Genomic DNA, 14,112 nt, shown 5'->3' with positions numbered 1-14,112 from the left:
CCTACTTCGACCGATCATAAGCTACGTCGAACCAATCATAAGCTACGCGAACCGATCATAACCTACTTCGAACTGATCATATCCCACGTGAACCGATCATAAGCTACGCGAACCGATCATATCCCACGTCGACCGATCATAAGCTACGCTAACCGATCATATCCCACGTCGCCCGATCATAAGCTACGCGAACTGATCATATCTCATGTCGACCGATCATAAGCTACGCGACCCGATCATATCCCACGTCGCCCGATCATAAGCTACGCGAACCGATCATATCCCACGTCGCCCGATCATAAGCTACGCGAACCGATCATATCCCACGTCGACCGATCATAAGCTACACCAACCGATCACATCCCACGTCGACCGATCATAAGCTACGCGACCCGATCATATCCCACGTCGACCGGTCATAAGCTACGCGACCCGATCATATCTCACGTCGACCGATCATAAGCTACGCGACCCGATCATAAGCTACGCCACCCGATCATATCCCACGTAGAACCAATCATAACCACCCACAAAAAAGACCTTGCACTAATCTGCAAGGTCTTCATGTTTCCTTAAAATAAAAGATGTGCTACTCCTGCGATAATCGGTAATGAAATGATTGTGCGCAAAAGGAAAATGGCAACAAGTTCGAAAAAGTTTACCGGAATTTTTGAGCCTAGCAGAAGTCCCCCAACTTCCGCCATGAAAATGAGTTGTGTTACTGAAACAGTGGCAACAACAAACAATGTCAACTCAGATGTAATCAGACCATCCGCAAGGATTACAGGTAGGAACATGTCCGTGAACCCGACGACCATAAGTTGCGCTGCATCTGCCGCCTCGGGGATACCAAGGATGGACAGAATCGGTTCGAACGGTTTCCCTAAAATCGTGAAGACACTTGTATACTCTGCAAGAATCAATGCAATTGTTCCGAAAGCCATAACGACTGGAATAACACCAATCCACATATCAAGAATATTTTTCACGCCTTCTGAAAAAGTTTTAACCAATGAACGACTGTTATTCGCTTTTGTTAATGCATTTTCAAGTCCGTGTGAAAATGCACTGTATCCTTCTGGTGATTTTTCTTCTTCACCCGTAAATGGTCTACCGTCTATGTATTCATCTTTCTTTCTGGAAAGAGGATAAATCCGCGGCATAATAAATGCAAGGATTAAACCAGTTAAAACGACCGTACCATAGAATGGTAAAAAATAAGCCCCAAGTCCAACCTTTTCAATAATTACGATAGAAAATGTAATCGATACAACAGAGAAAGTTGTTCCAATAATGGCTGCTTCTTTCTTTGTATAAAAACCTTCTTCGTACTGCTTACTTGTTAACAAAACACCAATTGTTCCATCCCCAACCCATGATGTCAGTGCATCGATGGAAGAACGGCCTGGTATTTTAAATAGAGGGCGCATGACTTTTACCATCATCGTTCCAAAAAACTCAAGTAAACCGAAATTGAGAAGAAGTGGTAAGAGAATTCCTGCGAATAAAAAGATTGTAAACAGGAATGTAACGAGACCGGTTTCACTTAGCAGTAGTGCGCCCGTATTTTCACTCCAAATAGCTTCTGGACCTAATTGAAGCAAGGTAAGTACCGCTAAAATAGCACCTATAATTCGGACGATTGTCCAAAAGAGCGATACATTGAATAAATTTGTTATAAACGAAGGCTGAACTTTGTCCTTTGGAATAACTAAAAATATCACAGAACCAAGTGCAGCAATAATTAAAGTAATTGTAGCAACCCATGGCATAACCGGAGCAATCGCCCCTGATAGTAAATCGGCAAATATGGCAATTGGTATTTTCCAGTCCCCGGCATACTTCATCGGGATCATGAACAAAAGAATACCGAGAATTGATGGAACTAGAAAATAGAACCATGTGGATAAAGCAAATTTTTTCATTTTATATTCCCCTTTTTGTAACAGTATAACATGTATATGGTGAATAATTATACACATTATATTGTTTTATATCTTAATGAATAAAGTATATACTATTATAACTTTTCAGTCTATTGATTTCGGAAAACCTTGTAGCTATCATATAGTAACGAATTTTGTTCTACGGTATAAATAGTTTGATTAGTTAATAAAAATACATGAAAAAAGAGACTATAAAATCAAGGTGATTTCGTAGTCTCTTTCTATATGAATATTCCTGAAGAGAAGCATTTATAATCCTCTTATTCGAAGTCTTTATCCCACTGATAGGTATAAAAACGCTCAAAGTTAAGCCATTTAAGTGCATCTGGGTCCTGCGCTTTCCATTTTATCTCCATGTCTTTCATCATCCAAACGGTTTGGGATGCATGAGCTTTGAGTGTTGCGATTTTTTTATCTGCATTTGCTGAAATATCGTGAATGACATCGGGCTCGCCGAGGACTTCAATGGTATTATTCGCAAAGGCGAGTGTATGAAGTGTAGGACGTTCTGTTTCTGGCATTCTTCGTACTGCACGCACAACTGCACGCGCAGTAGCGTCGTGATCGGGATGAACGGCAAGTCCGGGATAGAATGTGATGACGAGTGAAGGATTCGTTTCTTCGATTAAATCTGCAATTAGTTTAACCATTTTTTCATCATCTTCGAATTCGATTGTTTTATCACGGAATCCCATCATACGTAAATCATCGAGTCCCATTGCTTCACACGCTTTTTTCAATTCTTCTTTGCGAATTTGAGGCAATGTTTCGCGATTTGCAAATGGTGGATTGCCAAGGTTACGTCCCATTTCACCTAATGTTAAGCAAGCGTACGTAACAGGCACGCCGATATCTCTGTAAGAAGAAATGGTACCGGATACACCGAATGCTTCATCGTCTGGGTGGGGGAATACGACAAGTACATGACGTTCTTTTTTAATCATTAAAAAATTGCCTCCTTAATTAATAAGTGAATGGTGTTTCGCTGATTTCAAGTGCGACTGCAAGTTTTCCTTCTGCATCGAGTCCCGCCATAAGCAAACGCCCGTGTTCGTCGAGTTTATAATGAGTGATGCCTTGCGCATAAATCCAGCCAGATGGCAGTTTTAATCCGATGCGGTGAGGCGAATCGCCAGCCACTTTACCGAGTTCGAATTTGATAACGATATTGCGAATGAATGCTCCAGCGTTGAAAACACTTTCATTGAAGTGGGTAGCATATGAGCCGTTCGTTGTTTCAAGATGGATGTACACATCTTTATTAACAAAAGAAGTTATGAGTTCCTGTAAATGATCTGGTTTTACTAATTCCATGAATAGCCCTCCTTAAAACTGTAAACGTTCTTCTCTTTAGTATATAGAAAGGGGCTGTTGAATGCGATTCATGGGTCTTGACGTAGAGAGTGTTCGACGAATCGAGGAGTTTCCGACGAAATTGAAGAAGTGTCCAACCATTCTCGTAAAGAGTCCAACAAACCGTAAAGCTTCCAACGAAGTTCGTGAAGTGTCTAACAAACTCCTCAAGATGTCCAACAGATTTGTAGAAGTGTCCAACCATTCACGGGAAGTGTCCAACAAATCGTAAAGCTTCCAACGAAATTCGTGAAGTGTCTAACAAACTCCTCGAGGTGTCCAACAGATTTGTAGAAGTGTCCAACCATTCTCGTAAAGAGTCCAACAAATCGTAAAGCTTCCAACGAAGTTCGTGAAGTGTCTAACAAACTCCTCGAGGTGTCCAACAGATTTGTAGAAGTGTCCAACCATTCGCGTAAAGTGTCCAACGAATCGTGAAGCTTCCAACGAAATTGGTGAAGTGTCCAACAAACTCCTCGAGGTGTCCAACCATCTACAGAAAGCGTCCAACGAACAGAACAAAAAAAGGCCAAGAGAAAACAGCTCTTGGCCTTTTAATTGAAATAACGTTATTAAATTTCAGTTGTTGTGATTTCAGGTGCGCCGAAACGGTTTTTCGCTCCGTGCATAACAGGTCCGACGTATTCGTTCAGTTTCCAGCCGTTTGCAATGGCTGCTGTGACGAATTTTTTGGCCTCAAATACAGATTCCTTTACATCTAGACCATTTGCTAGGTTGGCTGTGATTGCTGCGGCAAACGTACAGCCTGCGCCGTGATTGTAAGTTGTCGCTGTTTTTTCCGCTTCAAGAAGAGTGAACGTTTGGCCGTCAAAGAACAGATCCACGGCTTTATCGTGCTCAAGCTGTTTGCCGCCTTTGATGACAACATTGCGAGCGCCTAGTGAATGGATTTTTTCTGCAACTGCTTTCATATCTTCAATCGTTTTCGGGGTTTTTGTGCCAGCAAGTTGTCCTGCTTCGAACAAGTTCGGTGTTACAATTTCTGCTTTTGGAAGAAGGAACTCAACCATTGCGTCTACTGTTCCAGGATTCAACACTTCGTCTTCACCCTTACAAACCATAACTGGGTCGATGACTACATGACTGAGGCCTGATTCTGAAATCGCGTTTCCTGCAATTTTGATAATTTCTTCTGTGCTAAGCATACCAGTTTTAATGGCATCGATTCCTGTTGAAAGTGCAGTTTTGATTTGCGATTTCAAAACATCGACTGGCAATGAGTAAACGCCGTGTGACCAATTATTGTCTGGATCCATTGTCACGATGACCGTAATTGCCGTCATTCCATATGTACCGTGCTCTTGGAATGTTTTTAAGTCCGCCGCAATCCCGGCGCCGCCTGATGTATCGGATCCTGCGATTGTTAAAGTCTTTTTAAGCGTCATAATTGGTCTGTCTCCTTTTTTGGATAAATTCTAACTTAATCTTATCAAAAAAATCGGAAATTACAATTGTCCGATGTTATCAGCTTTCATCATTTTGAAAACGGAGTATGTGAGCAGTGCCGCAATACTACAAATCACAGCAGCACCGATAAAGTGTTTGCTTATCATAAGCCCGATTGCAAGAGCAAACATGACGATAATTCCACACCCTATAAAAATAAGGAAAACGACGAGTCCAGCGTTTTTAGAACGTTCTGGCACGCGATTACCATGTTTCGCGGCTTCAGAAACTTTTTTCATTTTGTCGCGTAATTGCATATCAGCCATGTCGCATCCCTCCCATACAATCGTACCATGTCTTTCTAGTTGTTTGAAAGGGAACTTTCCTATAATGTTAACGTATAAGATAGTGTCGGAAAAAGAGGAAAAGAGGGATGAAGTGGCGGATGACAAGAAAATCGAACAGCTAATGAAAGAATTAAAAGCTTCCAAAGAACAAACAGCAGTGACGATAGAAGAAGTAGAAGACCGTCCGCACGGATTTTGGCGTGTCGGGAAAGTGTTTTTTTCGGTATGGAAAAAGTCGTTCATCGCAATTGCCCTTCTAATTTTACTGTTGATTGTCGCTTTGCCGTTTGCAACATTCTTCATTTTAAAACAAGGGAGCACATTCACAGAACAAAAAGGCGCATTCCTTGAACAAATCCAAGACTTGAACGAACTCGCAACTGCTGAAGCTTATACCAAGGTTATCATTGAACGACAAGATAATACATTGTTTGGACAAAGCATCGGACTCAATTTACCAGGAACGAAACGGCAGTTGTTGGTTGTTATTCCAGGATCAGTGAAAGCTGGTGTCGACATGTCCGGCCTTACGGAAAAAGATGTCGTTGTCGATGAAAAGAAAAAAACAGCAAAACTTACTTTGCCGCCTGCTACCTTTTTAGGAGGAGCAGAAATTTATTTTGATAAGGTTGAAGTGTATTCCTACGAAGGAGTCTTCCGAGAAAAAGCGAATATTGAAGAGGCCTATGAACTTGCCGCTGAAGCAAAAGTGCTTATATTGGAAGAAGCCACAGGACAAGGTGTCTTGCTAACGGCGCAGCAGAATGCCGAGAAAACACTAAAAGAAATGTTTTCATTTGCAGGCTACGATGTGACGATTGAATTCAAGGAGCAGTGATGGGTTGTGCATAAGGAACTTTTCGGTAACGATTGGGATGAAGTCTTGGATGATGAATTCGAGAAACCCTACTATAGTAAGCTACGTGAATTCCTGAAGAAGGAATATGAGGAAGAAATGATTCATCCACAGATGGATGATTTGTGGACTGCATTTAAATTGACTCCTTTTAATGAGGTAAAGGTCGTTATATTGGGACAAGATCCGTATCATGGACCTGGGCAAGCACATGGATTAAGCTTTTCCGTAAAGCCCGGCGTCAAAATACCGCCTAGTCTTCGCAATATGTTCAAGGAACTCGCAACTGATATCGATTGTCCGTTGCCAGAGGGCGGGACATTGACGGGGTGGGCGCAACAAGGCGTACTCATGTTAAATACGGTACTTACTGTAAGAGATGGACAAGCGCATTCGCATCGCAAACAAGGGTGGGAGACGTTTACGGATGAAGTAATCCGGCGTTTGTCGGAGCGAGAAAATCCAATCGTCTTCGTCTTATGGGGCCGTCCTGCGCAAGAAAAGAAGAAACTCATTGATGTATCGCGACACGCAATCATCGAATCGGTTCATCCAAGCCCGTTAAGCGCGAGTCGAGGTTTCATCGGTAGCCGTCCGTATTCGAAGACCAATCAGTTGCTTGAATCGTGGAATGAGACGCCGATTGACTGGTGCCGAATAGGCGGCGTGCTGTAAGTAGAACGGTGATAGTGCTAAAGTTGAGATAGAAAAGAGGTGGAGCATTGTGGCAGTGAATTGTTTTCAATGCCAACATTTCTTCATAACATGGGATCAGCGAAATCCACGTGGCTGCAAAGCATATGGTTTTAAAACGCGAGAAATGCCATCGGTCGTCGTGAGGAGATCGTCTGGCATGGACTGTTTGCAATTTGAACAGAAGAAAGGGGCCACTAAACAGTGATACCATACGACCGGATTATCTCTGAAATGGAGCGGCAACTAAGTGTTGCGAGGCGCGCCAATGATGAAAGTACGATGCGGGAAGCGTTTTCCGCCGTCAGATCACTTTGCGAAGTTGCACTCGGTGGGCAAAGTAAGCGTGAAGAGAAAATTGTTCCTAAAATGCTTACAACCACTAGCGCTGTGCAGTCAATCACATCGTTGGAAGGTAAACTGCTTGAAGAAGAGGATGCAAACGGCGGCTCGCTATTTGATTTTTGATAGACGATTCGCAAATGCTGATATATAGAAATCATAATAAGAAAGTAGGAGCTTATATGCCATTTTTCATTATTGCAGGGGCTGTTAACGCAGCCATCGCCGTCGCCTTTGGTGCATTCGGCGCTCACGCTTTAAAAGAGAAACTATCCGAACATTATTTAGCAATTTGGGAAACCGCTGTACAGTATCAAATGTTTCACGCACTCGCTTTGCTTGCAATCGGAATTCTTATGAGTCCATCGCTTTTTGGACCAGTCACACAGCTAAGCTGGGCAGGTTATTTGATCCTCGCGGGTATCATCATTTTCTCTGGTAGTCTGTATGTACTGAGCCTCACGGGAATCGGCATACTCGGTGCTATCACACCAATCGGTGGCGTTGCATTCATCGCAGGCTGGATCATGCTGATTGTTGCAGCTATTAAATTTTCAAACTAAAAAAATCTTCCGCGAGGCCCTATACGAGGCTCGCGGAAGATTTTTAAAGTTCAGGGCTGTTGTGGAAAATACTTCACTTCATTATCAAATTCAGCATAATCAAAATAAATCATTGGAAATAGAAAACGATGTCCTGTTGTCGAATCACTTAAGATAACATGGTCACGTCCAGCAGCCTCTACGGTACCACGTACGGTTTTCGTATTTTTACCAGAGTCCAGTGCATGTTCGAATGAAAAATGGAAAGTTCCAGGTTCGCCTCTGTTTAATCGTAAAATATTTTCGATGTATGACTGTTCACGTCCAGGTGGTCCGGGTGGCCTACCTCCAGCTGGAAGCGTTACTTGCGGCGGTGTGACATGCTGATTTTGATAGGGCGGATTCCAATAGTATTGGACCATTTCTTCATCCTTTCTTCTTTTGAGTTACAGGTTAGGGCAGTCTTGAACCGTTGGGGAAAAGAAACAGTGTGACTTGAATCTACCTGTGTTCCATTGGTTATACCACTGTGCCGGGCAATCTCCTGTTGGCATGAAAAACCATAATGATCGTTCTCCCGGAGTGAAACGTTCGCCGTTGACAACGCGCCTTGCTAGATTTCGATCCAGTTCGCGAGCACGCTGATAAAAATACGGTTTCGTCGTAGCCTCGAAGCCTCCTGGACTTTGGAAAACCATATCTTGCAAACTTCGTATATCATTGAAATCGAGACATCCGGAACGTACGCGATTCACTCCGACATTACCGACTAAAAGCATGCCTAATTGGCCATCGCCTTCTGCTTCAGCGCGCATTAACCGTGCAAGTAGATCCAGTTCAGCATCCGTGTACTTTATTACTGCCACGGCACAACCCCCTTGGGGAATCATATGCGCAGCTGGAATGAAACATGCCTACCAAATACAAAAAAGCCTAACTGCAAAGTCACAGTCAGGCGATATAACTTACGATTTAGATGTTGAAAAATGCTGCTTTTTTGTCGCCTTCTAAAATCGTACCCACAAAGAATGAGCCGAATTCAGCGTAGCGTGCGCTTACTTCGTCAAAACGCATTTCATAAATCAACTTTTTGAACTGAAGAACGTCGTCCGCGAACAGTGTAACGCCCCATTCGTAGTCGTCGAAACCGACAGAACCGGAAATGATTTGTTTTACTTTTCCAGCGTAGCCGCGGCCAATCAAACCGTGTGCGCGCATCAATTCTTTGCGTTTATCCATATCGAGCATGTACCAGTTGACATCGCCATCGCGCTTCTTGTCCATCGGGTAGAAGCAGATGTATTGGCTGCGTTGAAGTTCAGGATACAGACGTCCGCGTACATATGGGTTTTGATAAGGATCATCAGTGGACTCGCCTGCAAGGTAGTTCGATAGTTCAACGACTGACAGGTATGAATACGCTGGAATCGTGAAATCAGCGATTGCGAGTTTATTGAATTCCGTTTCAAGCTCCTGCAGTTCGTCCATTGTCGGACGCAAAGTCATAAGCATGAAATCAGCTTTTTGGCCAATTACTGTATAGAAAGCATGTGCACCTGTTTTATCGTCATCTGTTTTTTGAAGTTTTTCAAGGTAAACAAGAAATTCCTCTACTGCTGCTTGGCGTTCTTCTTTTGAAACTAATTTCCAAGATGCCCAGTCCATCGAGCGTAAATCATGTAAAACGTACCAACCATCAAGTGTTTTTGCTGCTTCGATCATATGAAATCAAACTCCTTCATTATGAATTAACTTCTTAAATGAGTGTAGCATAGAAGGCTGTAAAACGTCCTTTGCTAGCGCTGTTGTCACGAATTTGACATGAAGTGAAACGCTTTTACCACCCGCATCATTGGTGTATGCTTAGAGCATGAGAGTATGCGAAAGGTGGATTTCTAATGGCTGATTTATTTAAAGGAATTAAAGAAAGTTTGAGTGGCAAAAGAAAGACGATTATCCTACCGGAAGGAACGGATATCCGCGTACTAGAAGCGGCTTCACGCTTGCAAGGGGAAGGGCTTGTGAAGCCAGTTCTTCTTGGCAATGAAACCGAAGTGCAAGAAGTCGCAACTGAAGCAGGAATTGATATTTCGGAAGTAGATATCATTGATCCCGAGAGTGTTTCTTACTTTGAAGAACTAGCCGGAAAGTTCGTGGAACGTCGGGGTGGCAAAGCGACATTGGAGCAAGCACGTAAACAATTGACAGATGTAAATTATTTTGGAACGATGCTCGTTTATACAGGGCGTGCGGACGGATTGGTGAGTGGGGCAGCGCATTCAACTGCAGACACCGTACGACCGGCGCTTCAAATTATTAAAACAAAACCAGGTATCTCAAGGACTAGCGGGGCCTTTATTATGATGAAAGGCGATGAAGAACGGCTCGTCTTTGCAGATTGTGCGATTACGGTTGCACCAACAGCGCAAGAACTGGCTGAAATCGCGATTGAAAGCGCCAAAACAGCGCAGGCATTCGGTGTGGATCCACGTGTTGCGATGCTGAGTTTCTCTACAAAAGGATCTGCCGTAACGGAAGAAACAGAAAAAGTTGCGAACGCGGTGAAAATCGCTCAATCGCTTGCACCTGATTTGCTACTCGACGGTGAGTTCCAATTTGATGCGGCCTATGTTCCGGAAATTGCTGCGAAAAAGGCACCTGAATCAGTCATTAAAGGTAACGCGAACGTCTTCGTTTTCCCATCACTTGAAGCAGGTAATATTGGTTATAAAATAGCGGAGCGTCTTGGTGGCTACGAAGCAATTGGCCCGATTCTTCAAGGATTGAACGCACCCGTAAATGATTTGTCACGCGGTTGTTCCGCTGCTGATGTCTACAAGCTTGCCTTGTTAACCGCGGCACAAAGTCTATGAGCAGGAGAAATTGGAATGATATCATATGAGTCTTTTTTAACTATTCCCACATGGCGTTTTGTGGATGAATCCATGACAACACGTACCCGTTCCGCACTAGAATCATTCGCCGCCGACGATACACTTTGTCATCTCGTCGGCCAGCAGATAAGCGTCCCGACAGTCCGTACATGGGTGCACAATCAAACCGTCGTACTCGGTATCCAGGATCATCGGCTACCGCATGTTACAGAAGCAGTTTCGACGCTTGAAAATGCAGGTTATAACGCGATTGTCCGCAATTCAGGTGGACTTGCAGTCGTGCTTGACGAAGGTGTATTAAACATATCAATTGTTCTATCTGAACTCGACTCTTCAATCGATATTCCGGCAGGCTATGAAGTAATGCTCGCATTTGTTCGTATGCTTTTTCCGGAAGCAGGAGACCGCATTGAAGCCTATGAAATTGTAGGGTCATACTGTCCGGGCTCGTATGATTTGAGCATTGATGGACGCAAATTCGCCGGTATTTCACAGCGTAGATTGCGTCAAGGTATCGCAGTCCAAGTCTACCTTTGCGTTGAAGGAAGCGGGGCGGAACGTGCTGAGCTAATCCGTGATTTTTACGAAACTGGCTTGCAAGGGGAAGAAACGAAGTTTACTTACCCGGTCATTAAACCGGAAGTGATGGCATCCCTGTCAGAACTTCTGGACATGCCGCTCACGGTGAACGATGTTGTTATTCGTATCCAGCTTATGTTGCGCGAGCTTGCGGATCATGTGGAGATAGGCGGCTTGAAACCGGAAGAAATGGAGTTATACACCTTTTATTTGAACCGAGTCTTCGAACGCAATCAAAAAATGCTGGCGCGCGGATAAACAATCGGTTTAGTAGTGGGAGAAAGCGTTATTTTGGCGAGTAGACAACGTTTTCGCCAAACTAAACAACGTTCCGTCGAAAGTAAACAACATCCCCCTAAAACTAAACAACACCCCAGCAAAAACAAAGAAAAACCGCCTATCAATGATGATTGATAGGCGGTTCTTTTGAAACTAGGTTTCCATTTTGCTCCATTTTGAAAACCGGTGCTGTGCGATCAGCATCATCATCTAGCGTGACGAGACGGCGTGCGCGGTTCATAATTTGAACAAATTGTTCGTAATCGGCGCGCAGGGTTTTATTTTCCTGCTGCAGTTTTTCGATTTCTTTTTGGAGTTGCTCCGACTTTTCATTCGCGATTTTAGCAGTTTGCCTCCAGCGAAGTGACTCGTTATCTCCCACGCCTGTGTGATGCATGCGGACAAGAAATGCGATAACCGTATCGAGTGAGAGTGCTGATAACGGAACGGAAATCTTTTGTTCTTCCTCTAGTCCTTGCGAAGGGCTATATAATTGTTGTCCCCGTCGTTTAAAGTCTTTTCCAAGTACACGTATTGCTTGTTTGCGTTCTTTCTTCGCGTCTGAAAGCTCTTTTTCATAATCACGTCTTACAACTGCGTTCCATCTGAACCCGCAAGCTGCTGCCGTTCTGTTGAGCGCGTCCCCAACTTCTTCGAAAGCGCTAAGTTGTGTACTACCTTCGCGAACATGTCGTAGTACTGTGTCGGCTAATAAAGTATCGTTTTCTTCAATCCAAGCATCCTGTCTAACTTTCACCATCTCCGTGCCTCCAGTCATATGTTCATAGTCTCTTTCTACGGTCAGTGTGGACAGGATTTCGTTACTTTATTCATAATGAAAAAAGCATTCTATCTTTTTTTCACTCAAATGAACCTTTTTCCATCTTCCTACGAACCATTTTTACGATTATACTAAAGGGAATGAGTTGACGGAGGTGCACTATGGAATACAAAGATGAAAAACTGGTCGAAGAAAAAGTTTTCAAAGATCCTGTGCATCGCTATATTCACGTGCGCGATAAAGTGATTTGGGACGTTATTGGCACAAGTGAATTTCAGCGCCTTCGCCGGATCAAACAACTAGGCACAACGTATCTCGTATTTCATGGGGCGGAGCATAGTAGGTTTCACCATTCGCTCGGTGTCTATGAAATCGTCAGACGCATCATTGACGACGGTTTCAGCGGCAGGCCTGAATGGAACAATGAGGAACGTCTAGTAACGATGTGTGCGGCGTTGTTGCATGATCTAGGACATGGCCCGTTTTCGCACGCCTTTGAAAAAGTGTTCGATCTCGATCATGAACAATTTACGCAAGCGATTTTGTTAGGGGACACAGAAGTAAATGCAGTGCTTCGTCGTGTGGCACCTGATTTCCCACAAAAAGTGGCTGATATAATTGGGAAAACCTATCCGGATAAGCTTGTTGTCAGTCTGATTTCAAGTCAAATTGATGCCGATCGGATGGATTATCTACAGCGTGACGCTTATTTTACAGGGGTGTCGTACGGTCATTTCGATATGGAACGTATTCTGCGTGTCATGCGGCCTACAGAAGAACAGGCGGTTATCAAATATAGCGGTATGCACGCAGTGGAAGATTATATAATGAGCCGTTACCAGATGTACTGGCAAGTCTATTTCCATCCAGTGTCACGTAGCGCTGAAGTTATTTTGATCAAAATTTTACATCGTGCAAAGCAATTACATGAAAGCGGGTATATCTTTAAACAAGAACCTGTCCACTTCCGCTCTTTTTTTGATAAGACATTTCTGCTTGAAGACTATATTGCGCTTGATGAAAGTATTTTATTAACCTATTTCCAAATGTGGATGAAGGAAGACGACGCAATCTTGTCGGACCTTTGCTATCGGTTTATCAATAGAAGATTGTTCCAGTACGCAGAATTTGATCCGGCAACAGAATACCGGAAAATCGGTGAACTCGAGCAGTTATTCAAGGAAGCAGGAATTGATCCGGCTTATTACCTGGTTACAGATTCGTCGTCAGATTTACCTTACGACTTTTACGGTCCAGGTGAAGAAAACGAACGCTTACCGATATACTTACAAATGCGAAATGGGGACTTAAGCGAATTATCGCGTTCATCGGATGTCGTAGATGCGATTTCAGGTAAAAGACGAACAGACCATAAAATCTATTTCCCGGAAGATGTTTTGGAAGCAGGAAAAGAACAAAATCCGCTGTATGGCCGAATTTTAGATATGCTGAAAGGGTAGGTGTGAGGGAAGGTGTTATCAGAACACGCTAAAATTGTGCAATTCATCTCAATGGCGAATGAAGTCACTGGACGAAAAAAGTTACAAAAAATGATTTATATTGCGAAAAAGATGAATTTCCCATTCGCTGAAAAATATGAGCTTCACATGTACGGACCCTACTCGGAAGAATTAACGTTGCGTATTGAGGAACTATGCGAAATGGGATTTCTGGCGGAGCAGTGTATGGACAAAGGATCGTACGTCCAATATAGCTATCAAGTGACAGGCGAGGGGGTGGGTTTCCTCGAAATGGCAGACGCTGCCCACGCAATGCTAGGGACCTGCATCGACAGCATGAACGTCAAGAGCTCCCGTTTCCTCGAACTCGTTTCGACGTTGCTGTACTTTGATCATCTTGACAAGGACGAGCAAATCGCTAAAGTCCTTATCGTGAAAAATAAACTGAACTTCTCTGCGGAGGAGATGACGGCTGCATTTGACTTCATAAGTGAAATTCAAACGTATGCGGTTCAGTAAAGAAAAGCGGAAAGCGTCGTTAAGCCCCGACAAGCGCTGAATGGCCTAAAATAAAGACGCTCTTTGTCTTTATCTTTAGGACAGAAGCGACTCGAGGGGCTGACGCTTGGAGTC

19 protein-coding genes are annotated in these 14,112 nt (G+C 43.6%); 10 read left to right on the top strand and 9 right to left on the bottom strand.

What is annotated here, in order from left to right:
• Positions 1–572 precede the first annotated feature (572 nt).
• The 3 genes from MKX62_RS04945 to MKX62_RS04935 all read right to left on the bottom strand — a co-directional run bounded on the left by MKX62_RS04945 (position 573) and on the right by MKX62_RS04935 (position 3,260).
• A complete protein-coding gene (locus tag MKX62_RS04945) occupies positions 573–1,925 on the bottom strand; it encodes a YjiH family protein (protein WP_067213282.1) in 1,353 nt (450 codons plus the stop codon).
• A 281-nt stretch (positions 1,926–2,206) separates the two neighbouring features.
• Entirely contained in the window at positions 2,207–2,890 is a 684-nt protein-coding gene (bshB2, locus tag MKX62_RS04940) for a bacillithiol biosynthesis deacetylase BshB2 (protein WP_340740910.1), read from the bottom strand.
• 19 nt (positions 2,891–2,909) lie between these two features.
• Positions 2,910–3,260 carry a YojF family protein gene (locus MKX62_RS04935; RefSeq protein WP_067213278.1) on the bottom strand — a complete coding sequence of 117 codons (351 nt, stop codon included), beginning with the start codon at positions 3,258–3,260 and terminating at the stop codon, positions 2,910–2,912.
• A gap of 61 nt (positions 3,261–3,321) precedes the next feature.
• On the opposite strand from MKX62_RS04935, the gene MKX62_RS04930 reads away from it, so the two are divergent.
• Positions 3,322–3,531 carry a hypothetical protein gene (locus MKX62_RS04930; RefSeq protein ID WP_340740909.1) on the top strand — a complete coding sequence of 70 codons (210 nt, stop codon included), beginning with the start codon at positions 3,322–3,324 and terminating at the stop codon, positions 3,529–3,531.
• 340 nt (positions 3,532–3,871) lie between these two features.
• Here the strand turns inward: MKX62_RS04930 and thiD are convergent, their stop codons facing one another.
• Both thiD and MKX62_RS04920 read right to left on the bottom strand, forming a co-directional pair.
• Entirely contained in the window at positions 3,872–4,705 is an 834-nt protein-coding gene (thiD, locus tag MKX62_RS04925; RefSeq protein WP_338654912.1) for a bifunctional hydroxymethylpyrimidine kinase/phosphomethylpyrimidine kinase, read from the bottom strand.
• Between the two features lie 60 nt (positions 4,706–4,765).
• Positions 4,766–5,032, bottom strand: a complete 267-nt coding sequence (locus tag MKX62_RS04920) for a hypothetical protein (RefSeq protein WP_067213274.1) — start codon at positions 5,030–5,032, stop codon at positions 4,766–4,768.
• A 64-nt stretch (positions 5,033–5,096) separates the two neighbouring features.
• Here MKX62_RS04920 and MKX62_RS04915 point away from each other — a divergent pair, with 64 nt between their 5' ends.
• Genes MKX62_RS04915 through MKX62_RS04895 form a run of 5 tightly spaced genes read left to right on the top strand, consistent with a single transcriptional unit; the run spans position 5,097 to position 7,507 of the window.
• Positions 5,097–5,891 (top strand): DUF4230 domain-containing protein, encoded by a 795-nt coding sequence (locus tag MKX62_RS04915; protein ID WP_340740908.1) that lies wholly within the window; start codon positions 5,097–5,099, stop codon positions 5,889–5,891.
• Between the two features lie 6 nt (positions 5,892–5,897).
• Positions 5,898–6,584, top strand: coding sequence for a uracil-DNA glycosylase (locus tag MKX62_RS04910; protein WP_067213271.1), 687 nt, complete (start codon positions 5,898–5,900; stop codon positions 6,582–6,584).
• Between the two features lie 49 nt (positions 6,585–6,633).
• The gene (locus MKX62_RS04905; RefSeq protein ID WP_338654916.1) at positions 6,634–6,810 is read left to right on the top strand and encodes a uracil-DNA glycosylase; all 177 of its coding nucleotides are present in this window, start codon (positions 6,634–6,636) and stop codon (positions 6,808–6,810) included.
• Positions 6,807–7,070, top strand: coding sequence for a YwdI family protein (locus MKX62_RS04900; protein WP_187045953.1), 264 nt, complete (start codon positions 6,807–6,809; stop codon positions 7,068–7,070). Before MKX62_RS04905 ends, MKX62_RS04900 begins: the two co-directional genes overlap by 4 nt.
• Before the next feature lie 56 nt (positions 7,071–7,126).
• On the top strand, positions 7,127–7,507 hold the full coding sequence (locus tag MKX62_RS04895) for a DUF423 domain-containing protein (RefSeq protein WP_067213264.1): 381 nt from the start codon (positions 7,127–7,129) through the stop codon (positions 7,505–7,507).
• A 50-nt stretch (positions 7,508–7,557) separates the two neighbouring features.
• Here the strand turns inward: MKX62_RS04895 and gerQ are convergent, their stop codons facing one another.
• From gerQ to hemQ, 3 genes are all read right to left on the bottom strand, one after another.
• Positions 7,558–7,908, bottom strand: a complete 351-nt coding sequence (gerQ, locus tag MKX62_RS04890; RefSeq protein ID WP_067213261.1) for a spore coat protein GerQ — start codon at positions 7,906–7,908, stop codon at positions 7,558–7,560.
• 24 nt (positions 7,909–7,932) lie between these two features.
• A complete protein-coding gene (locus MKX62_RS04885; RefSeq protein WP_067213257.1) occupies positions 7,933–8,352 on the bottom strand; it encodes a cell wall hydrolase in 420 nt (139 codons plus the stop codon).
• Positions 8,353–8,458: 106 nt separating this feature from the next.
• Positions 8,459–9,208 carry a hydrogen peroxide-dependent heme synthase gene (hemQ, locus tag MKX62_RS04880; RefSeq protein ID WP_338654917.1) on the bottom strand — a complete coding sequence of 250 codons (750 nt, stop codon included), beginning with the start codon at positions 9,206–9,208 and terminating at the stop codon, positions 8,459–8,461.
• A gap of 176 nt (positions 9,209–9,384) precedes the next feature.
• Here hemQ and pta point away from each other — a divergent pair, with 176 nt between their 5' ends.
• Positions 9,385–10,359: a phosphate acetyltransferase gene (pta, locus tag MKX62_RS04875; protein WP_338654919.1), complete on the top strand. Its 975-nt coding sequence runs from the start codon at positions 9,385–9,387 to the stop codon at positions 10,357–10,359.
• 15 nt (positions 10,360–10,374) lie between these two features.
• Positions 10,375–11,217: a lipoate--protein ligase family protein gene (locus MKX62_RS04870; protein WP_187045952.1), complete on the top strand. Its 843-nt coding sequence runs from the start codon at positions 10,375–10,377 to the stop codon at positions 11,215–11,217.
• A 142-nt stretch (positions 11,218–11,359) separates the two neighbouring features.
• On the opposite strand, the gene MKX62_RS04865 is transcribed toward MKX62_RS04870, so the two are convergent.
• Positions 11,360–11,998 carry an RsfA family transcriptional regulator gene (locus tag MKX62_RS04865; protein ID WP_067213244.1) on the bottom strand — a complete coding sequence of 213 codons (639 nt, stop codon included), beginning with the start codon at positions 11,996–11,998 and terminating at the stop codon, positions 11,360–11,362.
• Positions 11,999–12,180: 182 nt separating this feature from the next.
• Here MKX62_RS04865 and MKX62_RS04860 point away from each other — a divergent pair, with 182 nt between their 5' ends.
• Positions 12,181–13,479 carry an HD domain-containing protein gene (locus MKX62_RS04860; protein WP_067213241.1) on the top strand — a complete coding sequence of 433 codons (1,299 nt, stop codon included), beginning with the start codon at positions 12,181–12,183 and terminating at the stop codon, positions 13,477–13,479.
• Between the two features lie 12 nt (positions 13,480–13,491).
• Positions 13,492–13,998 (top strand): YwgA family protein, encoded by a 507-nt coding sequence (locus MKX62_RS04855; protein WP_340740907.1) that lies wholly within the window; start codon positions 13,492–13,494, stop codon positions 13,996–13,998.
• Positions 13,999–14,112 lie beyond the last annotated feature (114 nt).

It is taken from the genome of Sporosarcina sp. FSL K6-5500 (genome assembly GCF_038005665.1).
Classification (GTDB): domain Bacteria; phylum Bacillota; class Bacilli; order Bacillales_A; family Planococcaceae; genus Sporosarcina; species Sporosarcina psychrophila.
The sequence above is the reverse complement of the archived record's forward strand: the minus strand, read 5'-3'. Positions and strand labels throughout refer to the sequence as shown.

Coding starts and splice junctions, on each gene's coding strand:
- MKX62_RS04945 (WP_067213282.1), bottom strand. CDS start 1,925: ATGAAAAAATTTGCTTTATCCACATGGTTCTATTTTCTAGTTCCATCA.
- bshB2 (WP_340740910.1), bottom strand. CDS start 2,890: ATGATTAAAAAAGAACGTCATGTACTTGTCGTATTCCCCCACCCAGAC.
- MKX62_RS04935 (WP_067213278.1), bottom strand. CDS start 3,260: ATGGAATTAGTAAAACCAGATCATTTACAGGAACTCATAACTTCTTTT.
- MKX62_RS04930 (WP_340740909.1), top strand. CDS start 3,322: ATGCGATTCATGGGTCTTGACGTAGAGAGTGTTCGACGAATCGAGGAG.
- thiD (WP_338654912.1), bottom strand. CDS start 4,705: ATGACGCTTAAAAAGACTTTAACAATCGCAGGATCCGATACATCAGGC.
- MKX62_RS04920 (WP_067213274.1), bottom strand. CDS start 5,032: ATGGCTGATATGCAATTACGCGACAAAATGAAAAAAGTTTCTGAAGCC.
- MKX62_RS04915 (WP_340740908.1), top strand. CDS start 5,097: ATGTTAACGTATAAGATAGTGTCGGAAAAAGAGGAAAAGAGGGATGAA.
- MKX62_RS04895 (WP_067213264.1), top strand. CDS start 7,127: ATGCCATTTTTCATTATTGCAGGGGCTGTTAACGCAGCCATCGCCGTC.
- gerQ (WP_067213261.1), bottom strand. CDS start 7,908: ATGGTCCAATACTATTGGAATCCGCCCTATCAAAATCAGCATGTCACA.
- hemQ (WP_338654917.1), bottom strand. CDS start 9,208: ATGATCGAAGCAGCAAAAACACTTGATGGTTGGTACGTTTTACATGAT.
- pta (WP_338654919.1), top strand. CDS start 9,385: ATGGCTGATTTATTTAAAGGAATTAAAGAAAGTTTGAGTGGCAAAAGA.
- MKX62_RS04870 (WP_187045952.1), top strand. CDS start 10,375: ATGATATCATATGAGTCTTTTTTAACTATTCCCACATGGCGTTTTGTG.
- MKX62_RS04865 (WP_067213244.1), bottom strand. CDS start 11,998: ATGGTGAAAGTTAGACAGGATGCTTGGATTGAAGAAAACGATACTTTA.
- MKX62_RS04860 (WP_067213241.1), top strand. CDS start 12,181: ATGGAATACAAAGATGAAAAACTGGTCGAAGAAAAAGTTTTCAAAGAT.